Below are 20710 nucleotides of genomic sequence, written 5' to 3'. Positions count from 1 at the left end.
AACTATGCCATTCTTCTTTAAAAGTAATGTCTAGGTCTTGAATTCCGAGTAATTTTTGAGTATTATAGTCCATATAAAGCACAAGATATAGTGTAGATTTCATAAATTTCACTAGATATTGATTTTTGTTTTGTGAAGTGATAAACTAGTTTTCAGTTCATGAAAGGGAGGTAGAACAGATGATGAAACCTGATGACAGAATCCAGCAACTACTTGTAAAGAAGCGGGATGGTCGAACGGTTCCTTTCGAGAGTGAGAAATTGTATCGAAGCTTGGAATCTAGCAATCAGAATGTGACTTCCCCTCTGAGACCAGCTGAACTAAAGCAGCTCCAGCAAGCAGTCGAGCAGGAGCTCCTTGGTGAGGCTGTATGTTCTGTGGAGAGAATCCGAGACCTGCTTGCGACCATACTCTTGCAAGGCCAGCAAGAGGAGTTACTGGCTGCTTATCATCGCTATGCCAGCCAAAAAGAGCGAAAGCGTCTAGCAGCCCTGGATATCAATCAAGCTGTGCAACAGTTATTGGATAAGGACAGTCACTTGGTTCATGAAAATGCCAATAAGGATGCGGAGGTCTTTAATACCCAGCGTGATTTAACGGCCGGGATTGTTGGGAAGGCTATTGGCCTCAAACTGTTGCCACCACACGTTGCCAATGCCCATCAAAAAGGGGACATCCATTTTCATGATCTGGATTATCAACCCTATACACCGATGACCAATTGTTGTTTAATTGACTTTGAAGGGATGTTGGCGCAAGGTTTTAAAATTGGCAATGCAGATGTCGAGAGTCCAAAATCGATCCAAACAGCGACCGCTCAAATTTCGCAGATTATCGCCAATGTTTCTTCCAGTCAATATGGGGGCTGTTCGGCGGACCGGATTGACCAAATTTTAGCCCCCTATGCGGAGCTGAATTTTCAGAAACATTTGCAGGAGGCTGAGCAATGGGTTCAGGAAGGGAAGGTTGAGGACTATGCGCGTGAAAAAACAAAAAAAGATATTTATGATGCCATGCAGTCTTTGGAGTATGAAATCAATACTCTGTTTACCTCCAATGGGCAGACTCCTTTTACGTCTTTAGGATTTGGTTTGGGGACTTCTTGGTTTGAGCGGGAAATTCAAAAGGCCATCCTGCAAATTCGGATCAAGGGCTTGGGACGAGAAGGGCGAACAGCTATTTTCCCTAAATTGATTTTTACCTTAAAAAAGGGCCTTAATTTAGAGCCCGACAGTCCGAATTATGACATCAAAGAGTTGGCGGTAGAATGTGCGACCAAACGGATGTATCCAGATATTCTATCTTATGATAAAATTGTAGAATTAACAGGTTCTTTTAAGGTCCCTATGGGTTGCCGTTCCTTTTTACAGGGCTGGGCTGATCAAGCAGGTCGCGAAGTCAATGCGGGGCGGATGAACCTTGGTGTGGTAACGGTCAACCTTCCCCGTATTGCCTTGGAGTCCAAGGGAGATCAAGCGATTTTTTGGCGTTTGTTTGCAGAACGGATGAAGCTGGCTGAGGATGCCCTGGTGTATCGGATAGAACGGGTCAAGGAAGCCAAGCCGGCCAACGCTCCCATTTTGTACCAATATGGGGCTTTTGGTAAACGCCTGGGCAAAACAGAGTCTGTGGATCAACTATTCAAGAACAAACGAGCAACGGTTTCCCTCGGCTATATTGGACTTTATGAGGTCGCGACTGTTTTCTACGGTGGCAGCTGGGAACAGAATCCTGCAGCCAAGGACTTTACAGTTGAAGTAGTTGCTAGGATGAAGGAATTTACGGAGGCCTGGTCTGAGAAATACGACTACCATTTTTCAGTCTATTCGACACCATCTGAGAGCCTGACTGATCGCTTTTGCCGTCTGGATACGGAGAAGTTTGGGACCATCACAGATATTACGGACAAGGGTTACTACACCAATAGTTTTCACTATGATGTGCGGAAAAATCCCAACCCCTTTGAAAAGTTGGACTTTGAAAAAGTCTACCCAGAAGCGGGAGCTAGTGGTGGTTTTATTCATTATTGTGAGTACCCTGTATTGCAACAAAACCCCAAGGCCTTGGAGGCTGTTTGGGACTATGCTTATGACCGTGTGGGTTACCTAGGAACCAATACCCCCATTGATCGGTGTTACGCTTGTGGTTTTGAAGGCGATTTCGATCCGACAGACAGGGGCTTTGAGTGTCCTGTTTGCCGAACAAGTGATCCCAATCTTGTAGATGTGGTCAAGCGGACCTGTGGCTATCTGGGCAATCCCCAGGCTCGGCCCATGGTACGGGGTCGCCATCAGGAAATTGCTGCGCGTGTCAAACACATGAATAGTTCTAGTTTATAGGAGAGACAAAATATGAAAAAAGAAACATCTAGACTTCGGTTACGTCGTCCGACTTTGGCGGATCAAGAGACTGTTTTGGCTATGTTTGCGGAATTTCAAGCCAGTGGCAGTGCGATGGATGGTGGTTTTTATGAAGAAGGGCAAGATTTTGCAAGTTGGTTGGAGCAAAATCGAGATCATGAGTTGGGTTTAAACCTGCCGGACGGTTTTGTCCCAGCTATTCAATACGTCAGCTTTGATGAAGAGGGACAAGCGATTGGCTTTCTCCACCTCCGTCTGCGGTTGAATGACTACCTCCTGAACCAGGGAGGCCATATCGGTTATTCCATTCGTCCCAGCCAACGCCGTAAGGGCTATGCCAAGGAACAGCTCCAACAGGGCTTACAAGAAGCCCTCAGCAAGAATATCGCCCGCGTTTTGGTGACCTGTGATGAAAGCAACGAGGGAAGTCGACGGACCATCTTGGCTTGTGGCGGTGTCTTGGAAGACCGACGTGAAGGGGTTGAACGCTACTGGATTGAGGTCGAGGATGCGCAATCCTAAGCCACAAGAGTGGAAGAGCGAGGACTGGAGCCAGGGGAAAATTTTGGACTATAAGGCCTTTAACTTTGTCGACGGTGAGGGCGTTCGCTGCTCCCTTTATGTTAGTGGCTGTCTTTTTCATTGCAAAGGCTGTTACAATCGCGCTAGTTGGTCATTTGGGGCAGGGATTCCCTATACCCAGGAACTGGAAGAGCAAATTTTACAGGACCTTGCCCAGCCCTATGTTCAAGGCCTTACCCTTTTGGGAGGAGAACCCTTTTTAAACACCGGAACCCTTCTTCCTTTGGTTCAAAAAATCCGTCAAGAATTGCCGACCAAGGACATCTGGTCCTGGACAGGTTACACCTGGGAGGAGCTGATGCTGGAGACAGCGGATAAGCGTAAACTGTTGGAGCAGCTGGATATCCTGGTGGATGGTCGCTATGATGCTACCAAAAGGGATCTGAGCCTTCAATTTCGAGGCTCTTCCAATCAACGGATTATCGATGTCCCCAAATCCCTCAAAGCCAAGCAGGTGATTCTCTGGGAAAACTTGCAACACTAAAAGTCCGCGAATGAACTGACCGCCCCAAATCCAGGGCGGTTTCTTAGTTTTCTAGAATTTAAATAAAACGGCGGAGTTTTTATTTTAGGGTCGGGTTTAGGGTCGGACTTTTCTAAAAAGTTATAGAAAGTTATAAGAAGGAATTGGGAAGGAAAATAGAAAAAACCTTGATTTCTCAAGGTTTTCATGAAGTTATAAGAAGTTTTAGAAACTTATAAGAAGGTAAGATGGAGCCGGTGGGAGTCGAACCCACGTCCAAACACCTGCCAACATATTTGTCTACAACCATAGGCTATGTCTTAATTTAACAATTCTTCCACACATAGCTCAAGTGAAAGGATTGCGAGCCTATTCGTCTCTTATGAAGGTACTAGGCTGACCTTCATCGTAGCTTGTTAATAATAAGACCGCAGTTTAACACAAGCAATCAAACCTTGGTCACGCCTGCTGGTTTTTAGGCAGCTAGAGCGTAAGAAGTGTTATTTTTTGCAGTTATATTTAACTGGCATTTTTACATCTGCCGATGAGTCGCAAAATATGCCTCATAATGCCTGTCGAATCCGTAACGACCCCTTACATTACTTGGACTAGTATATCACTCTTTAACCTGAAAAGCTAGAAAAAACTGTAAAAGTCTCTCAAAATTTTTTCAAAAATACTTGCACCTGGTTGAAAATGTGGTATACTAATTAAGTCAGTGATATGGAAGATTACTCAAGAGGCTTAAGAGGCCGTGTTGGAAACGCGGTAGGCGTGTAACAGCGTGCGTGGGTTCGAATCCCATGTCTTCCGTCAGTTTTAAGGGATTTTGATCCCTTTTTTAGTGCTTTATGGAAATTCTGAGAAACGTTGATTGAGTAGCGTTTCTTTTTTCTTCTAGTAATAAGCGCCATGTCCCTCTCAAAAATATCTTGACAAGAGCTGTGGGCTGGAGTATAATGTAAATGCTTACAAAATATAAGGGATGGCAAGGAAGCCGACTTGAATCGCAATGGAGCGGATACAGATTCAAGGGCTTTCCCTGCCATTTTTTGCTATAGAGAGGATATTTGGAGGTTCGTTTCATGCGAAAATACGGTATGTTAGTGGTTTGTGGTCTGGCTCTCACCTTGGGAGCTTGCCAGTCACAGGAAAAAGAGGCAGCTAAACCAAAGGGGGCTGAGATGAGTCTGCAGCAGAAGGAGAAAAAGGAAGATTCGATTTTACTAGAAGGAAATTGGAAGCCGGAGATTCATCAACGCTTGCAGAAATTGATTGAGGAGTATGGGGTAAAGAGTTCCGCTTATGACAAAGATCAAAAACCTTATGCGGTCTTTGATTGGGACAACACCACCGTTATCAATGATATCGGTGAGGCTACCTTAACTTATCAAATTGAGCATTTGGCTTTTAAAATGACTCCGGATGCATTTGAAGCAGCTATTCGGAAGGATGTTCCTTTAGAGACTTTTGGTGAGGAACTGCGGAACAAGGAAGGGCAGGATGTATCTATCGAAGAAATTGCTGCTGATTTACGTTCCGATTATGAGTATCTTTATAGCCAGTATAAAGGATTTGAGGGCGATAAATCCTTGGAGGCTGTGAAAAAATCCAACGAGTACAAGGATTTCAGTAGTAAACTGCGTTACTTATATGAAGCCATTGGCGATACTTTTAGTTCGGATATTAGTTATCCTTGGGTAACTTATTTATATGCTGGGATGACCTCCGAGGAAGTTCAAGAGTTGGCCAAAAAATCGATAGAGGTAGCCCATGGGGAAGAATTGACCAAGGAAACCTGGACTAGCCCTGAGAGCCTCAAGGGGCAGGCTGGTCAGGTTAGTGTTGACTTTAAACGAGGCGTTCGCTCGGTTCCAGAGATGCAGAACCTTTATCAAACCCTGATGGCCAATGGAATCGATGTCTATGTCAATTCGGCTTCTTATATCGATGTGATTATTCCTTATGCGACTTCTAAAGAATTAGGCTATGGAGTACCAGAGGATCATGTTTATGCCATGCGTTTGGCAAAAGATGAAGAAGGGAAAATTCAAGCCCAATTGGATGAAAACTATCCGCAAACGCAAGGGGAAGGAAAAACCGAAACCATAAACAACTTTATGGCAGTTCACCATGGAGGCCAAGCGCCACTCCTAATTGGTGGTGACAGTAATGGGGACTATGCCATGTTGAAGGATTTCCCAGATCTGCAGGTCGGCTTGATCTTTAACCTCTTACGAGATCCAGAAAAGGGCATTGGGCTCTTGGCAACCGAAGCAATCAATACCATGGATCAAGAAGAACGTCTCTACTATTTGCAGGGACGGGATGAAAATAAGGGTGTTTTGCGAAAGAGCTCAGAAACCGTTAAGCTGTCAGAAAAAGAGGCACGCTTGCAAAAGTAGAGAGGAGACGGAGTGATGAAAAAAGTAATGTTTGTGGGGCCCGTGGGAGTTGGGAAAACAACCTTGACACAACGGTTACATGGATTGAGTCTGGATTATCAGAAGACACAAACAATCCAATTTCATGACTCCATTATTGATACTCCAGGAGAATTTCTGCAATACCGGAAATTTTATAACGCCCTTAGTGTCACAGCCATGGAGGCAGATGTCATTGGCTTGCTGTGTGCAGCGGATAGCCGCCAACAATTTTTCCCCGAAGGTTTTGGAGCCTTGTTTTCTAAGGAAGTTGTCGGGATTATTACCAAGATGGATCGGGTATCTTCCGTTGAGGAAGCCGACTTTGCAAGACGGCAGTTGGTGGGAGCGGGAGCTAGTCAGATTTTTGAGATCTCCTCGGTAGAGGATCAGGGCTTGGAGCCTTTGAAAAGGTATTTGGAGGGAGAAGTATGATCAAGGCGGTTGAGCATGGTGGAAATTTAGCACATCTAGCTGCTCTTGCAGGCTATGAACCCACAGACTGTATTGATTTTAGTGCCAATATCAATCCGCTGGGCTTATCAAGGGCAGTGAGAAATCATCTCATTCGAGAATTGGATCATTTAACTGTTTATCCCGATGTAAAGCAGCGTCAAGCTCGAGACTACCTAGCAACTTATCATGGCTTAGAACCTGAGAATTTCCTCTTATGTAATGGTGCTGTGGAAGCTTTTTATGATTTTGCTCGTTGGTTGCAACCGAAACGGGCCTGGATTCTTGAGCCGACGTTCCTAGAATACCGTAAAGCTTTTGCAAGTACTGGAGCTCAGATTCAATCAATCCCTCTCAAAGAGCCGGCATTTACTTGGACATTTGAGAGTCTTCGTTTAGACTTGGCCGCTGTTCAAGAAGGGGATGTAGTGGTTCTTTGCAATCCGAATAACCCCACGGGTACTCAGTCCTCGAGGTCGGAGTTAGAAGAGTTGGTAATGTGGTTGGGAAGAAGAGGAGCCTGGTGCCTTCTCGATGAAGCCTTTATTGATTTTATTGAGGAAGAAGATGCTAGTTTACTTCCCCTTCTTCAGAAATTGGAGAAGTTGGTCATTGTACGTTCGCTGACAAAGTTTTTTGCGTTGCCTGGATTACGTCTGGGTTACATGGCAACAGGCCATGCTACCTGTTTAGAAGAAATTAGGCAACAAAGGCCACCTTGGACAGTGAATCATTTAGCGGCTAGTGCTTTACCGGTTTTATTGGCGGATACAGACTACCAGCGGAGAACGTACGAGTGGTTGGCTAAAGAGCAGGCCTATCTATACCAAGGGCTTAAAGCCTTCCCTTCTCTATCTGTCCACAGACCAACTGCCAACTTCATTTTTTTCCGGTACAAAGGCCAGAGAGATTTGCGCCAACGATTGTGGGAGCAGAAACTGTTGATACGTTCCTGCTGGAATTATCCAGGTTTAGGAGAAAACTACTACCGCGTCGGCATTCGGAGTCACCTAGAAAATCGGCGACTGTTAGAAGTTTTGGGGGAGGTTCTCGAAAATGAGAAGGGTGATAGCTAGTTGCCCGGGCTCTTGTGGAGAAATTTTTCAGAGCTTATACCAAGGGCAAGAGATTCTTGTTTCTCTAGGAGTGAATCTCTATAGTTGGGTTTTGTGCCAGGAATCTCCAACGGGTCAGTGTCTATGGCCTCGTCAACAAGAATTGGTGCAGCTAGGGACTTGGGGGGATTTGATCCCCGCTCATATGCAACGATTCAGTCAGTTACCAGTTGCTAAAGGGTGTGCGAGTAGTACGGCAGATTTGTTAGCTGTAGCCCAAGCTCAATTCTTATGGCGAGCAGACGAGGCCAGTGCTGGTAAATTAACGTCACTTTGTTGTCAAATTGAAGCCAGCGATTCTGTAGCTTTTGAGTCCTGGACGGTTATCCAGCCCCTGACAGGTAGGGTTTTCTGGCAGACAGATTGGAAACCAGATTTCTGGATTTTGATGTTGGAGCCTAAAGAGGAGGTAGTGACCGGTCAAATGATCAGAATGAGTCAGGATGTAAGTTATTCCCAAGAAGCGTCAGAACGACTCTTGGATGAGTTTCAAAAGGCCTGTCAGAATCAAGATTTATCAGCTCTAGGGCAAGTAGCCATTCACAGTGCCCTGCTGAACGACCAACGGCTTCCGAAGCCATTTTTGAGTGATTTGATATCTTTTGTAGAGGAATGGGGTTTGCTTGGTTTAAATGTGGCTCATAGTGGCAGTGTCCTTGGCCTTTGGATTTCGAAAGAGGAGACAGCTAGGATTCCTTTGTTAGAGGCAGCGCTAGATAGACTTCCTCTGACTTCCTACTATCAGAAAAGATCCTTACTGCAACCAGTTTATACTGGAGTAAGGGGAGAGATGTTATGAAATTGGAAGCAATCATTGAATCGATTAGACCCCTGGATCAAAAACAGATTACTCGGGCTCAAGCCTTTTGTGATCAATTAGCCAAGCCTTTAGGAGCTTTTGGCAGGCTGGAAGATATCTATGTCCGTTTATCAGCTATTCTTGGTCCACCTGTTTCCCTTTCTCCCAAGGTAACAGTCGTATATGTGGCGGATAATGGTGTAGTGGAGGAAGGGGTGTCTTCAAATCCTCAATCGACAACTTACCAAGTGGCCTGTAATATTTTACAGGGTAAGAGTGGCTTGTGTGGCCTGTCCAAATATGCTGGCTCAGATGTCCATCTCTTGGATTTGGGATGTTGTCAGCCAATTACAGGTTCTGATCACAGGAAACTTTGTTCAGGGACTGCTAATTTTTTAAAGGGACCGGCCATGAGTCGAGAAGTTGCTATAGCAGCCATTTTGGCTGGGTATGAGGAAACGGTTGCTTTGATTGATCAAGGTTATCAGGTTATTGGAACCGGTGAGATGGGAATCGGGAATACAACGACTTCTGTAGCGGTTATAGCAGCTATTTTAGGGGGAGACCCGGTTCCTTTGGTAGGTTATGGAGCTGGACTGGATCAACAGGGCTTGGCACGAAAAACAGAGGTCATTCTACAAGCCTTACAACAACATACTCCTTTTACAGATGTTTTGGATGTAGTTGCAAAAGTAGGGTCTTTAGATATTTTGGGAATGGCAGGTAGCTTTTTAGCCTGTGCTCAAAAGAAAAAAGTTGCGGTGGTTGATGGCCTCATTTCGATTACAGGCTTGTTAGTGGCCAGTCGCTTACAGCCTACTGTTTTGGATTATGTTTTTTTATCCAATGCTTCACCGGAGCCAGCTTTTGCTTATGTTTGCGAGGACTTGGGACTTGTGGCCTACTTTGATTTAGGCTTACGTCTTGGAGAGGGTTCTGCATGCCCCTTAATGTTTTCCTTAATGGATGCTGCAGTGACTGCCTTGGAAAGTTTTCCAACCTTTGATGAAGCAGGATTGTCTCAATCCGACTATATTGATATTAGAAAGATAGGTGATGAGAAATGCAACTCTATACAAAAACAGGCGACAAAGGCTTGACCAAATTGGTTGGAGGTCAGACGATCGCCAAGGATTCGGATCGTGTCAATGCCTACGGAACAATTGATGAACTAAACTCCTGGTTAGGCTATATGATTAGCCAAATGGATCAAGGCGACGAGTTAGGAGAGGAACTACTTCAGCTCCAACATTATCTCTTTGATTGTGGGTCTGATCTATCAACACCGGAAGGTGTTTATCCTTATAAGGTGGATGAAAGTCTAGTTCACTGGTTGGAGGAGCGGATTGATACCTATGCACCGCTTCCACCAGCTCTGGAGACCTTTATTCTGCCAGGGGGAGATCCGATTGCAGCCATGGCCCACGTGGCTCGGACGATTGCAAGACGAGCTGAGCGGGAAATTGTGGCGACTTCTTGGGCGGCAGACATTAACCATCAGGTTCTGATTTTTGTCAACCGTTTATCTGATTATTTCTTCGCTTTGGCACGCTTGATTAATTACCGTTCAGCTGCTCAGGATATTCCCTACGAACGCGGTGTGAAAGTTTTTCATAATATTACTAAGGAAGACATTGAGCGTTGGGCAGACCGTAATTAGTTTTTTTAGAGAAAAAGCAAAGTGGTGGATGGGTAAGGAAAAAGCCGTGTCCCTAAGTAAATAGGAAATGTCAATCTATTTTTTCTTGTTGTGAAACCGCTTTTATGATATACTGACCCTAGGTACAACGAGGTACAGAGTCAATTAGCAATGGAACTACAGAAAGATTTAGGACAAAGTCGTCTTAGTTCACTTCTTGTGGTTGATGTTATGTACAGGAAGGAGAGCCCAAGTGTATCGTATTTTTTACAAAACGGAGCTCTTTATTGGCAGTGGTTCATTGGAACAATTAAAGACTTATCAAAATCAGGCTATCTTTATTGTTGCTGATCCATTTTTAGTTCAAACAGGTCAATTGGAGGAGTTGGTAGAAACGTATCTGGATTCTTCCAATGAAATTCAAATTTTTAGTGAGATTGTTCCGGATCCTCCGATTGAGGTTGTTGTTCAAGGGATTCAGGCGGCTCAAGGGAAGGTTCCTCAAACCATGATTGCTATCGGTGGCGGTTCAGCGATTGATGCTGCTAAGGCCATCTACTATTTTGCAAAAGAGCAGGGATTGTTTGAAGACTTGTGTTTTGTCGCGATTCCGACAACCAGCGGAACAGGTTCAGAAGTGACGGATTTTTCAGTCATTACAGATACTGATCTGGGTCAAAAGTACCCTCTGGTTAGTCGCGATTTACTACCAGATGTGGCCATTTTGGATGCGAATTTAGTCAAGTCCTTGCCAAGTTCAATCACTGCGGACACTGGGATGGATGTTCTAACACATGCTTTTGAAGCCTATGTGTCAACCCAGGCCAGCGATTTTTCTGATGCTCTTGCCGAGAAGGCGGTTCAACTGGTTTTTGAGTATTTGCCCAAAGCTTATCGCAATGGTCAGGACTCAGAAGCTAGGGAGAAACTGCATGCAGCATCGACTCTGGCAGGAATGGCCTTTAATACAGCCTCTTTGGGAATTAACCATAGTTTAGCACATGCGGCAGGAGCGCGGTTTCATATTCCTCATGGTCGGCTGAACAGTATCTTGATGCCAGCTGTTATCCGCTATAATGCTGGTTACCAGCATGGCAAGATTGCGCCAGATTGTTTAGCAACAGCCAAGCGTTATCAACGCTTAGCTCAATTATTAGGGTATTCTGCTAGCAATCCTGGCCAAGGGGTCCGGCAGTTAACGGAAGCTGTCAACCGTCTCCAGGGACGGCTGAAATTGCCGAAAACCTTGTCTCAATATGGGGTTCTGTCCAGTCTTTTTCAAGAATGTCGGGAGGAATTAGCCAAGGCTGCTCTGGTCGATAAATGTAGTTTGACCAATCCAAGGCAAGCCGATGTGGCTGGTTTGTTAGCAATTTTGGATGCTAGTTTCTAAGATAGGGGGACAGATAGATGGCAGAAAAACAGCGGATGATTCAAGAGTATGTACCTGGGAAACAGGTGACCTTGGCTCATCTCATTGCGAATCCAGATAGTGCTATTTTTGAAAAGTTGGGCTTATCCAGTGATAAACGAGGGGCGATTGGTATTTTAACCATCACACCGAGTGAAGCTGCGATTATTGCTGTTGATTTAGCGAGCAAGGCAGCAGGGATTGAGATTGGTTTTGTAGATCGTTTTAGTGGTTCTGTGGTGGTGACGGGCGATGTTTCTTCGGTCGAAGCTGCCCTACAAGCTGTTCTAAGTGGTCTGGAAGAAATTTTAGGATTTTCCAGTACTGTGGTGACGAGAACCTAATCAGAAAAGAGGGGTAGTATGAAAGGGAGAATACTCATTGTCGATGATGATCCGATTGTAAGGCTGGATATTCGCCATCTCTTGGAAATAGCCAACTACGAGGTCGTGGCTGAAGCTTCGGATGGTTTTGAAGCGATTGAATACTGCCAAAAATACCGGCCGGATTTAGTGATGATGGATATTCAATTGCCCTTGTTGGATGGTTTGACAGCCACTAAGAAAATCATGGATGATCGGCTAGCGCTTAGCGTTATTTTGCTATCCGGCTTTAGCGATGACTCTTACATTCAAAAAGCGAAGTCGTATGGGGCGGGTGCTTACCTGGTCAAACCTTTACAGTCTCGCTCTTTAATCCCAATGATTGAAGTCTGTATTGAGAAGGGGAGAAAGGACCTTTCACTTTCTCAGGAAATGGAAAAACTATCGAAAAAAATTGGGGATCGGATTATTATTGAAAAGGCCAAGGGGTTATTAATGGCGCGGAACCATCTGACAGAACCGGAAGCCTTTAAGCAAATTCGGACAATCAGTATGCAAAAGCGGGTTCCGATGGCGGAGATTGCAAAATTATTGGTGCTACACGATGAGTTATAGGGAAAAAATAGAACAATTGTGTCGGGAGCAGACGGACTTAGATCCAGAAGCCATTTGTTACCTGCTCGACAAAGCTGCGGAAATGGAGCTGGGGACCTCTCATCGTCAGGAAGATGTCTTCATTGATGTTCAAACCATTTATCAAACCAATGAAGCCATGGTCATCTACCATCGGAAGCCTTTAGAGGGGCCTAGTCTCTATACCCATGAGGTTGTGGGCGAGGTAGCCAATTTGGAGAATGAGCCCGGCGTCATTCGGACCCTACAGACAGGTCAAGCCTCAATTGGTTTGTCAGCCCTGTCCCAAGAAGGCTTGGTCATTTATCAGACTGTTTACCCGATTACCTGGCAGGGACAAACGATTGGGGCTTTAATTGTAGAGGCTGTGAACCGGCAGTTTAGTTCACCAATCCTTTTTCAGAATCGCTCGCTCTTTTTAGATTCAACGGTATCGAATCTAGCGCAAGATTTTCAGTTGTTTGATTGTTTGTCTGATGGCGTTTTTATCTTTAATCAAGGAGGCCACCTGGTGTATGCCAATCCTGCGGGTCAGTGTATTTATCGTGAGCAGCTGGCTTACCGGGATTCGATTTATGGCATGCATTATGACAACCTTGTCCTTGATTCGGTGTCATTTATGGACTTCTTATCTCAAAAGAATGTATCTGTGACCTCGGTGGATTATGGCCACTACAGTTTCCAGATTAAACGTCAGTTTTTAGCCGATCGCGCCTGTTATTTAATGGAGTATCGCGATAATACAGAACAAGCTTTACTGCAACGAAAAAATCAGGAGCAACGGATGGCTTTGCGTGAAGCCAATCATCGTGTGAAGAACAATTTGCAGACCCTGGTTTCTTTGCTGAGGTTGCAAGCCTATCAAAGTGAAAGTTCAGAAGTCCAGTCAGCCTTAGAAGAAGGCGTGCAACGGATTTTATCGGTTGTCAGTATTCATGATTTGCTGGCAGCAGATGGAGGTGGTTCGGCTGGGTTAGAATTCTTATTGAAACGAGTTGTTGAATCGGTTCAGCGCTCTTTTTGGGGAAGTGAGTCTGTCCAGGTGGACTATTTATTAGAATCACGTATTTCTCTGGAAAGTAGTCGTGCAACAGCCCTGGCTTTAGTGGTTAATGAATTGGTTCAAAATTCCTTTAAACACGCTTTCAAAAAAACCGATCAGGCAAAAAGAATCCGCTTGCAATTATCGGAAAAAGACGGTATAATAAGACTGTTAGTAGCCGATAATGGAAACGGTTATAAAATTCAAGGTGACGGAAGTCACCATCGTCTAGGTTTAACTCTTGTGCAACGATTTGTTCAAGGGAAGTTATCTGGAAAACTAAAAAGTCGTTCCGGTCCAAGGGGGACAGAAACGACGATTACTTTTAAATACTAATCTCGCTACGACGTTGTGGATGAGAAAGCAATGACGCTTGAAGAAGAGGTTCCAAATAGGGAACGCTTCTTTGAGCGTCTTTTTTTTGGAGGTTTTTCATGTCTGAAAAAATCCTAAGTGTGGGATTGGATCTGGGGACTGCAACAACGCAACTGGTTCTGTCAGAGCTAACTGTTGAAAATATTGCATCTGTCTTTACAATCCCACGTGTCTATATAACGAATAAAACAGTTTTGTACAAGAGTGACATTTTGTTTACGCCTATTTCGGATCAGCTCTTGATTGAGGTTGATCAGATTAAGGATTTTGTCCAAAGAGAGTACCAAAAGGCGGGTATCCAAAAAGAAGCCATTCAAATGGGGGCTGTCATTATCACTGGCGAAACCGCTCGGAAAGAGAATGCCGCTCAAGTCTTACAGGCACTCAGCGGTTATGCTGGGGATTTTGTTGTGGCAACAGCAGGTCCGGATCTGGAAAGTATTATTGCTGGCAAGGGAGCAGGCAGTCATCAGTATTCTCAGGAGCATCATACATCGATTGTTAATATCGATATTGGCGGCGGCACATCTAATCTGGCCTTGTTTCGAGAAGGAGACCTCCAGGATACAGCCTGCTTTGATATCGGCGGTCGCTTGATCAAGCTTGATCCAAGTAGTCACCGCCTGACCTATATTGCTCCTAAGCTGCAGCAAATTATTCAGCAGGAAGGGCTGCAGTTGGAGCTTGGTAAAACAGTCAATCCTTCAGATTTGAACCGTTTGGTTCAGATTCTAACAGAGGTCCTAGAAATGGCTGTGGGGTTAGAGGGAACTTGTCCTTACTACGATTTACTGGTCACCAACCATGCCTTGAAATTGGATCAAGTTATTAGCTGTGTTTCTTTTTCTGGCGGAGTTGCAGACGCAATTTTGGCAGCTGATCAGGGTTTGGATGACTATCTGTACGGAGATATCGGTATTCTTTTGGGGCGCTCCTTGGCCCATTCGCGTATTTTCAAAGAGCGAACGGTGATTCAGGCGAGCGAGACAATCCGGGCTACGGTTGTAGGAGCAGGGAGCCATACAACAGATGTCAGTGGCAGCACCATTACCTATATTGAAAATACCCTACCTCTTCGTAATATTCCAGTCCTCAAGTTGTCGGCAGAAGATGAAGAGCTCGAGAGTTCCCGCTTGGCCCAAATTATTAAAGATAAACTGCATTGGTTTTCTTTGGAGAATGAGGTCCAGCAAGTGGCTCTGGCCCTAGAAGGGCAACGCAGTCCGTCATTTGTAAAAATTGAAGAGTATGCGGATGCCATTATTGCTGGGATGGCTGAGACCCTGGCTAAAGGTCTCCCCTTAGTCGTTGTTTTAAGGGAAGATATGGCTAAGGTTTTAGGCCAGAGTCTCTTTGTACGCCTGCCAGCTGATTATCCCTTCGTTTGTATTGATTCGGTGGATGTCCAAAACGGAGATTACATCGATATTGGCAACCCGATTGTAGCGGGTTCAGTTTTACCAGTGGTTGTTAAGACGCTGGTCTTTGATTCCTAAGGAGGAAGCCATTCATGATTTTGAAAACAAAATTATTTGGACGTGTCTATGAATTTTCTTCTGTAAAAGAAGTATTGGCTAAGGCCAATGAATATAAGTCTGGAGACCAACTAGCAGGCGTTGCGGCAACATCTGCTGAGGAGCGAGTGGCAGCCAAGGTTGTATTGGCACAATTAAAGTTATCAGACTTGTTCAACAATCCAGTTGTCCCTTATGAGGAAGATGAAGTTACACGCATTATTATTGATGATGTCAATCTTCGAACCTATGAAAAAATTAAAAATTGGACGGTCGAAGAGCTCCGTGAATGGATTTTGGATAATCGGACAACCAATACCGATATCCAATGGTTATCACGGGGATTGACTTCAGAAATGGTAGCTGCCGTTGCTAAATTGATGACCAATTTGGACTTGATCCTTGGTGCTCAAAAAATTGTTATTACCAAGACGGCCAATACCACGATTGGCCGTCCGGGAACCTTTTCTTCGCGTTTACAACCCAACCATACAACCGATGATCCAGATGGGATTATGGCTTCAACTATGGAAGGATTTGCCTACGGTTGTGGAGATGCTCTTCTAGGATTGAATCCTGTAGATGACTCTGTTGAAAGTACCAAACGTGTTTTGCACAAGTTTAACGACTTTATTGAGGAGTATCAAATCCCAACCCAGCACTGTGTACTAGCCCATGTAACCACTCAGATTGAAGCTATGAACCAGGGGGCACCAACCGGTCTTGTTTTCCAATCGATTGCGGGATCTGAAAAGGGAAATACAGCCTTTGGTTTTGATGCGAAGACTATTCAAGAAGCACGCGATACGGCCCTAAAAGTCGGGACTGCAGCTGGACCAAATGTCATGTACTTTGAAACAGGTCAAGGTTCGGAGTTGTCTTCTGATGCCCACTATGATGCTGACCAAGTGACCATGGAAGCTCGTTGTTATGGTTTTGCCAAACGCTTTGATCCGTTCTTGGTTAACACAGTGGTTGGTTTTATTGGTCCAGAGTATCTCTACGATTCAAAACAGGTTATTCGGGCTGGCTTGGAAGATCATTTCATGGGTAAATTGTCAGGTATTTCTATGGGCTGTGATATTTGTTACACCAACCATATGAAGGCCGATCAAAACGATGCAGAAAATCTTCTAGTCCTTCTAGGGGCTGCGGGCGTCAACTATATCATGGCTATTCCTCATGGTGATGATATCATGCTCAACTATCAAACAACCGGTTATCATGAAACAGCTGCGATGAGGGACTTGCTTGGCAAACGTCCAATCAAAGAGTTTGAAGAGTGGATGGAAAAGATGGGCTTGATGAAGGATGGTCGCCTAACAGATATTGGTGGCGACGGCTCTGTCTTTATGCAACCACAATAGAAGGAGGATAGTCTAGTGGATGAATTGCAATTAAAAGAAATGATTCGGTCAATGCTGAGTGAAATGACCACAAGTCCTGTGGCACCTGTGACAGAATCAGTGGAAGAAAGTCCAGTGGCTCAAGCGAGTCCTCATTTTGAAGAGAGTTCCATTGAGGACGGAATGATCCCGGATATCACGGAAGTGGATATTCAAGAGCAGTTTTTAATTCCTCATGCCTTAAACGAGGAAGCTTATCGGAAGATTAAAAAGTTTACCCCTGCTCGGTTGGGATTGTGGCGGGCTGGTTCCCGCTACAAGACACAGTCAGTTCTGCGCTTTCGAGCAGACCATGCTGCTGCTCAGGATGCAGTCTTCTCTTACGTTTCAGATGATTTTGTAGAAAAAATGGGGATGATCCCTGTCCATACAACTGCCCAGAGTAAGGATGAGTACCTAACAAGACCCGATTTAGGGCGGATTTTCCCAGAAGATCAGCAAGCCATTATTAAAGATCGGTGTCGACCACAAGCTAAGGTGCAAATCATTGTAGGGGATGGTCTCAGTTCCTCGGCCATCGAAGCCAATTTGGCAGACTTCTTGCCTGCCTTGAAGCAGGGATTGAAGGTTTTTGGTTTGGATTTTGCAGAAGTCTTGTTTATCAAACATGCGCGGGTTGGCGCGATGGATCATGTCGCAGAGCTCACGGGGGCTGAAGTTGTTTGTATGTTGGTCGGTGAACGGCCAGGGCTGGTAACTGCTGAATCAATGAGTGCTTATTTGGCTTATAAGCCAACCATGGGCATGCCGGAAGCTCGACGGACCGTTTTGTCAAATATCCATCGTGGAGGAACGCCAGCGGTTGAAGCAGGAGCCTATGTCGCTGAGTTGATTAAGAAGATTTTGGACAATAAAAAGTCTGGTGTAGACTTGAAATCTTAAGGAGGAAGGAATCGTGAAGAAAGAACGTTTAACAGCAACTGTCCTCAGTTCGCTCCTAATTTCAAATGTGGATGCAGGCTTGGCTGCTTCACTAGACTTGAAACCGCATCACCGGAGTCTGGGGATTGTGACCTCCGATTCAGATGATGTGACCTATGTAGCCTTAGATGAAGCTACAAAAGCTGTTGATGTAGAGATTGTCTATGCTCGGAGTATGTATGCCGGAGCCGGAAATGCATCCACAAAACTGGCTGGTGAGGTCATTGGAATTGTCGCTGGCCCAAATCCTGAAGAGGTGCGCAGCGCCTTGGATGTCATTGTTTATGAAATTGAAAATGGAGCAGCCTTTATCAGTGCGAATGAGGATAACAGTATTCCTTATTTTGCTCACTGTATCGCGCGGGCAGGTTCCTACCTTTCAGCCGCAGCCAATGCTCCAGAAGGAACCGCGATTGCCTATCTCATTGCTCCACCAGCAGAAGCCATGGTTGGTTTGGCTGCGGCTTTAAAAGCTGCAGATGTACAAATTGGAGCCTTCTATGGACCACCAAGTGAGACCAACTTTGCCGGGGGGTTGTTGGTCGGTTCTCAGTCAGCCTGTCGCGCAGCCTGTGATGCTTTTGCACGCACGGTTGAATCCATTGCCGATGATTCGCGGACATACTAAGGATAGAAGGTGATGGAGATGGCGGGTAGAGCACTTGGTTTAATTGAGGTCAAGGGCTTCTTAGGAGCGGTAGTGGCGGCGGATATTGCTTTAAAGGCAGCCAATATCTCGTTAATTAATATCGAGACTGTTAAGTCAGGGATGAAAACAGTTCAGCTAACGGGCGATGTTGGGGCGGTTCGAGCAGCCGTTGAAGCAGCACGCGAAGCTTTGGAGCAACAGCCTTACTATCTGACCAGCCATGTCATTGCACGGTTAGATGAGCAAACTGAGCAGTTGATGACAAAAGCTTCAGAAGAAGGGATTGCTATTGAGCCAGTCCTTGATGACGATAGCTGGACTCCTGTAATAAGTCCCAAATATGACTTGGCCCAGTTACAGAAACTAAAGGTTGTGAAATTACGAAGTCTTGCTTACAAGGAAAAGGGGATTGGGCTCAGCAAGAAGGACATTAAATTTGCCAATAAGCAACAATTGCTAGAAGCCTTGATGCAGATAGTAGAAGAGGAGTAGGATCGGATGTATATTGAAGATAGGGATCTGGTTTCAATCCAAGAAGTGCGGAACCACATTCGGAAGGCTAAAAAAGCCCAGAAAATCTTGGCCCAGATGAGTCAAGAGCAAATAGATACGATTGTTAAAGTTGTAGCCAAAGCCTGTTACGAACAACGTGTTCATCTGGCTAAAATGGCAGCAGAGGAAACTGGTTTTGGCCGCTGGGAGGATAAGGTACTCAAGAATGCCCTAGCCTCCCAGGGAATTTATGAAGAAATCAAAGACATGCGTACGGTTGGGATTCTCAGAGAGGATACTGTCAACAAGGTAACAGAAGTCGCTGTTCCGGTCGGTGTTGTAGCGGGGCTGATTCCGTCAACCAACCCAACCTCAACGGTGATCTATAAAGCTCTGATTGCCTTAAAAGCAGGAAATAGTATTGTCTTCTCACCCCATCCCAATGCTTTAAAAAGTATTGAGGAAACGGTTGAGATTATTAATAAAGCGGCTTTGGCTGCAGGCTGTCCGGAAGGGGCGGTTAGTTGTATTCACCGGGTGTCTATTGGTGCTACCAATGAACTCATGCGGCATAAGGACACTAATCTAATCTTGGCTACCGGTGGCAATGCCATGGTTCGAGCAGCTTATTCCTCTGGAACCCCTGCTATCGGAGTTGGCCCAGGAAATGGCCCAGCCTTTATTGAAAAAACAGCAGATATTCCACGAGCAGTCCAACAGATTTTGGATTCGAAAACTTTCGATAATGGTGTTATCTGTGCTTCCGAGCAGTCGATTATCGTTGAGGAAGTCAGCAAGGCTCAAGTGATTGAAGAGTTTAAACGGCAGGGGGCCTACTTTGTACCGGAAGAGGATGCGCGTAAGTTGGGAGCTTTTGTCATCCAACCCAATGGTATGATGAATCCGCGGATGGTTGGAAAACCTGCTGTGGAAATTGGAAAGGCTGCGGGGATTGACGTTCCTAATGATGCGCGTGTCTTGATTGCAGAAGAGACCGGGGTTGGGAAAGGCCACCCGTACTCCTATGAAAAACTCGGGCCAGTCCTTGGTTTTTATACCGTCAAGGATTGGAAAGAAGCTTGTGACTTGAGCTTGAAGATCCTCCATCATGAGGGAGTTGGTCATACCTTGAGCTTACATACTCAAGATGAAACGATTATTCGAGAATTTTCTTTGAAAAAACCAGTTTCTCGCCTCTTGGTCAATACAGGATCTGCCCTGGGTGGTGTCGGAGCTACAACGGGACTGTTCCCAGCCTTCACCTTAGGCTGTGGGGCTGTTGGAGGCAGTGCAACTTCTGATAATGTCAGCCCTGCAAACCTGTTCAACATTCGGCGCATTGCCTATGGGACAAAAGAATTGGCGGACTTACGGAAAGCCGAGCGCCAAGTTGCAGAGGTTAAGGAAGCTTGTTGTCAGGTAGATACCAGTCTAGCTGGTGAGGAATTGCTCGATGAACTCGTAACACGTGTTTTGGCCCAATTAAGTAAAAATCTTTAACGATAAAGGAGAAATCAGATGAACGCAAATGCACTTGGAATGGTAGAAACAAAAGGCTTAGTCGGCGCAATCGAAGCCGCAGATGCCATGGTTAAGGCTGCTAACGTAACGCTAGTTGGGAAAGAACAGGTTGGCGCAGGTTTGGTAACCGTTATGGTTCGAGGCGATGTTGGCGCGGTTAAGGCAGCGACAGATGCGGGGGCTGCAGCAGCCGAAAATGTTGGCGAATTGGTATCCGTTCATGTAATTCCACGCCCTCACTCAGAAGTAGAAGTTATTTTACCCCAATCAAAAACAGCTGAATAAGTAAAGGAGAAATCAAATGAACGCAAATGCACTTGGAATGGTAGAAACAAAAGGCTTGGTTGGCGCGATTGAAGCAGCCGATGCCATGGTTAAGGCTGCTAACGTGACACTTGTTGGCAAAGAGCAGGTTGGTGCCGGCTTGGTAACCGTTATGGTTCGGGGCGATGTTGGCGCGGTTAAGGCAGCGACAGATGCAGGCGCTGCAGCAGCCGAAAATGTTGGCGAATTGGTATCCGTTCATGTAATTCCACGCCCGCATGCGGAAGTAGAAGTTATTTTACCCAAGTAACTCGGGAGCTTGTAG

General features: G+C 45.3%; 21 protein-coding genes, 1 tRNA gene and 1 other RNA gene. 22 read left to right on the top strand and 1 reads right to left on the bottom strand.

The window, feature by feature from the left end:
• Positions 1–179: 179 nt before the first annotated feature.
• Genes nrdD through nrdG form a run of 3 tightly spaced genes read left to right on the top strand, consistent with a single transcriptional unit; the run spans position 180 to position 3426 of the window.
• The gene (gene nrdD, locus HZY94_RS00415; RefSeq protein WP_179924494.1) at positions 180–2339 is read left to right on the top strand and encodes an anaerobic ribonucleoside-triphosphate reductase; all 2160 of its coding nucleotides are present in this window, start codon (positions 180–182) and stop codon (positions 2337–2339) included.
• Positions 2340–2351: 12 nt separating this feature from the next.
• Positions 2352–2882 carry a GNAT family N-acetyltransferase gene (locus HZY94_RS00410; RefSeq protein WP_179924493.1) on the top strand — a complete coding sequence of 177 codons (531 nt, stop codon included), beginning with the start codon at positions 2352–2354 and terminating at the stop codon, positions 2880–2882.
• Positions 2869–3426, top strand: coding sequence for an anaerobic ribonucleoside-triphosphate reductase activating protein (gene nrdG / locus HZY94_RS00405; protein WP_179924492.1), 558 nt, complete (start codon positions 2869–2871; stop codon positions 3424–3426). Before HZY94_RS00410 ends, nrdG begins: the two co-directional genes overlap by 14 nt.
• A 225-nt stretch (positions 3427–3651) precedes the next feature.
• On the opposite strand, the gene ssrA is transcribed toward nrdG, so the two are convergent.
• Positions 3652–3999: a transfer-messenger RNA gene (ssrA, locus tag HZY94_RS00400) on the bottom strand.
• A 131-nt stretch (positions 4000–4130) separates the two neighbouring features.
• Here ssrA and HZY94_RS00395 point away from each other — a divergent pair.
• From HZY94_RS00395 to HZY94_RS00305, 19 genes are all read left to right on the top strand, one after another.
• Positions 4131–4218 (top strand) — tRNA-Ser (locus HZY94_RS00395).
• Positions 4219–4490: 272 nt separating this feature from the next.
• The gene (locus HZY94_RS00390) at positions 4491–5810 is read left to right on the top strand and encodes a haloacid dehalogenase-like hydrolase (RefSeq protein WP_160333224.1); all 1320 of its coding nucleotides are present in this window, start codon (positions 4491–4493) and stop codon (positions 5808–5810) included.
• Between the two features lie 15 nt (positions 5811–5825).
• Entirely contained in the window at positions 5826–6263 is a 438-nt protein-coding gene (locus tag HZY94_RS00385; RefSeq protein WP_160333223.1) for a EutP/PduV family microcompartment system protein, read from the top strand.
• The gene (gene cobD / locus HZY94_RS00380; protein WP_160333222.1) at positions 6260–7357 is read left to right on the top strand and encodes a threonine-phosphate decarboxylase CobD; all 1098 of its coding nucleotides are present in this window, start codon (positions 6260–6262) and stop codon (positions 7355–7357) included. The genes HZY94_RS00385 and cobD overlap by 4 nt, the downstream gene beginning before the upstream one ends.
• Complete coding sequence (locus HZY94_RS00375; protein WP_179924491.1) at positions 7338–8195, top strand: kinase; 858 nt, start codon at positions 7338–7340, stop codon at positions 8193–8195. The genes cobD and HZY94_RS00375 overlap by 20 nt, the downstream gene beginning before the upstream one ends.
• Positions 8192–9295: a nicotinate-nucleotide--dimethylbenzimidazole phosphoribosyltransferase gene (locus tag HZY94_RS00370; protein ID WP_160333220.1), complete on the top strand. Its 1104-nt coding sequence runs from the start codon at positions 8192–8194 to the stop codon at positions 9293–9295. Before HZY94_RS00375 ends, HZY94_RS00370 begins: the two co-directional genes overlap by 4 nt.
• On the top strand, positions 9259–9855 hold the full coding sequence (locus HZY94_RS00365; protein WP_160333219.1) for a cob(I)yrinic acid a,c-diamide adenosyltransferase: 597 nt from the start codon (positions 9259–9261) through the stop codon (positions 9853–9855). Before HZY94_RS00370 ends, HZY94_RS00365 begins: the two co-directional genes overlap by 37 nt.
• 232 nt (positions 9856–10087) lie before the next feature.
• On the top strand, positions 10088–11227 hold the full coding sequence (locus HZY94_RS00360) for a 1-propanol dehydrogenase PduQ (protein ID WP_160333218.1): 1140 nt from the start codon (positions 10088–10090) through the stop codon (positions 11225–11227).
• Between the two features lie 17 nt (positions 11228–11244).
• The gene (locus HZY94_RS00355) at positions 11245–11589 is read left to right on the top strand and encodes a BMC domain-containing protein (protein WP_160333217.1); all 345 of its coding nucleotides are present in this window, start codon (positions 11245–11247) and stop codon (positions 11587–11589) included.
• Positions 11590–11607: 18 nt separating this feature from the next.
• The gene (locus HZY94_RS00350; RefSeq protein ID WP_179924490.1) at positions 11608–12183 is read left to right on the top strand and encodes an ANTAR domain-containing response regulator; all 576 of its coding nucleotides are present in this window, start codon (positions 11608–11610) and stop codon (positions 12181–12183) included.
• Positions 12173–13579 carry a histidine kinase N-terminal domain-containing protein gene (locus HZY94_RS00345; protein ID WP_179924489.1) on the top strand — a complete coding sequence of 469 codons (1407 nt, stop codon included), beginning with the start codon at positions 12173–12175 and terminating at the stop codon, positions 13577–13579. Before HZY94_RS00350 ends, HZY94_RS00345 begins: the two co-directional genes overlap by 11 nt.
• Positions 13580–13677: 98 nt before the next feature.
• A complete protein-coding gene (eutA, locus tag HZY94_RS00340) occupies positions 13678–15114 on the top strand; it encodes an ethanolamine ammonia-lyase reactivating factor EutA (RefSeq protein WP_160331954.1) in 1437 nt (478 codons plus the stop codon).
• A 14-nt stretch (positions 15115–15128) separates the two neighbouring features.
• The gene (locus tag HZY94_RS00335; RefSeq protein WP_160331953.1) at positions 15129–16499 is read left to right on the top strand and encodes an ethanolamine ammonia-lyase subunit EutB; all 1371 of its coding nucleotides are present in this window, start codon (positions 15129–15131) and stop codon (positions 16497–16499) included.
• A 15-nt stretch (positions 16500–16514) separates the two neighbouring features.
• Positions 16515–17420: an ethanolamine ammonia-lyase subunit EutC gene (eutC, locus tag HZY94_RS00330; RefSeq protein ID WP_160331952.1), complete on the top strand. Its 906-nt coding sequence runs from the start codon at positions 16515–16517 to the stop codon at positions 17418–17420.
• Positions 17421–17433: 13 nt separating this feature from the next.
• The gene (gene eutL, locus HZY94_RS00325; RefSeq protein ID WP_179924488.1) at positions 17434–18087 is read left to right on the top strand and encodes an ethanolamine utilization microcompartment protein EutL; all 654 of its coding nucleotides are present in this window, start codon (positions 17434–17436) and stop codon (positions 18085–18087) included.
• A gap of 18 nt (positions 18088–18105) precedes the next feature.
• Positions 18106–18600, top strand: a complete 495-nt coding sequence (locus HZY94_RS00320; RefSeq protein WP_160331950.1) for a BMC domain-containing protein — start codon at positions 18106–18108, stop codon at positions 18598–18600.
• A gap of 6 nt (positions 18601–18606) precedes the next feature.
• Positions 18607–20100, top strand: a complete 1494-nt coding sequence (locus tag HZY94_RS00315; protein ID WP_160331949.1) for an acetaldehyde dehydrogenase (acetylating) — start codon at positions 18607–18609, stop codon at positions 20098–20100.
• An 18-nt stretch (positions 20101–20118) separates the two neighbouring features.
• Positions 20119–20406 carry a BMC domain-containing protein gene (locus tag HZY94_RS00310; RefSeq protein WP_160331948.1) on the top strand — a complete coding sequence of 96 codons (288 nt, stop codon included), beginning with the start codon at positions 20119–20121 and terminating at the stop codon, positions 20404–20406.
• Between the two features lie 16 nt (positions 20407–20422).
• A complete protein-coding gene (locus HZY94_RS00305; protein ID WP_160331947.1) occupies positions 20423–20695 on the top strand; it encodes a BMC domain-containing protein in 273 nt (90 codons plus the stop codon).
• Positions 20696–20710: the final 15 nt, after the last annotated feature.

It is taken from the genome of Streptococcus danieliae (genome assembly GCF_013415245.1).
Lineage (GTDB): Bacteria > Bacillota > Bacilli > Lactobacillales > Streptococcaceae > Streptococcus > Streptococcus danieliae_A.
The sequence above is the reverse complement of the archived record's forward strand: the minus strand, read 5'-3'. Positions and strand labels throughout refer to the sequence as shown.

Bases quoted from the DNA above. Each gene is read 5' to 3' on its own strand.
- nrdD (WP_179924494.1), top strand. From the start codon at position 180: ATGATGAAACCTGATGACAGAATCCAGCAACTACTTGTAAAGAAGCGG.
- HZY94_RS00410 (WP_179924493.1), top strand. From the start codon at position 2,352: ATGAAAAAAGAAACATCTAGACTTCGGTTACGTCGTCCGACTTTGGCG.
- nrdG (WP_179924492.1), top strand. From the start codon at position 2,869: ATGCGCAATCCTAAGCCACAAGAGTGGAAGAGCGAGGACTGGAGCCAG.
- HZY94_RS00390 (WP_160333224.1), top strand. From the start codon at position 4,491: ATGCGAAAATACGGTATGTTAGTGGTTTGTGGTCTGGCTCTCACCTTG.
- HZY94_RS00385 (WP_160333223.1), top strand. From the start codon at position 5,826: ATGAAAAAAGTAATGTTTGTGGGGCCCGTGGGAGTTGGGAAAACAACC.
- cobD (WP_160333222.1), top strand. From the start codon at position 6,260: ATGATCAAGGCGGTTGAGCATGGTGGAAATTTAGCACATCTAGCTGCT.
- HZY94_RS00375 (WP_179924491.1), top strand. From the start codon at position 7,338: ATGAGAAGGGTGATAGCTAGTTGCCCGGGCTCTTGTGGAGAAATTTTT.
- HZY94_RS00370 (WP_160333220.1), top strand. From the start codon at position 8,192: ATGAAATTGGAAGCAATCATTGAATCGATTAGACCCCTGGATCAAAAA.
- HZY94_RS00365 (WP_160333219.1), top strand. From the start codon at position 9,259: ATGCAACTCTATACAAAAACAGGCGACAAAGGCTTGACCAAATTGGTT.
- HZY94_RS00355 (WP_160333217.1), top strand. From the start codon at position 11,245: ATGGCAGAAAAACAGCGGATGATTCAAGAGTATGTACCTGGGAAACAG.
- HZY94_RS00350 (WP_179924490.1), top strand. From the start codon at position 11,608: ATGAAAGGGAGAATACTCATTGTCGATGATGATCCGATTGTAAGGCTG.
- HZY94_RS00345 (WP_179924489.1), top strand. From the start codon at position 12,173: ATGAGTTATAGGGAAAAAATAGAACAATTGTGTCGGGAGCAGACGGAC.
- eutA (WP_160331954.1), top strand. From the start codon at position 13,678: ATGTCTGAAAAAATCCTAAGTGTGGGATTGGATCTGGGGACTGCAACA.
- HZY94_RS00335 (WP_160331953.1), top strand. From the start codon at position 15,129: ATGATTTTGAAAACAAAATTATTTGGACGTGTCTATGAATTTTCTTCT.
- HZY94_RS00320 (WP_160331950.1), top strand. From the start codon at position 18,106: ATGGCGGGTAGAGCACTTGGTTTAATTGAGGTCAAGGGCTTCTTAGGA.
- HZY94_RS00315 (WP_160331949.1), top strand. From the start codon at position 18,607: ATGTATATTGAAGATAGGGATCTGGTTTCAATCCAAGAAGTGCGGAAC.
- HZY94_RS00310 (WP_160331948.1), top strand. From the start codon at position 20,119: ATGAACGCAAATGCACTTGGAATGGTAGAAACAAAAGGCTTAGTCGGC.
- HZY94_RS00305 (WP_160331947.1), top strand. From the start codon at position 20,423: ATGAACGCAAATGCACTTGGAATGGTAGAAACAAAAGGCTTGGTTGGC.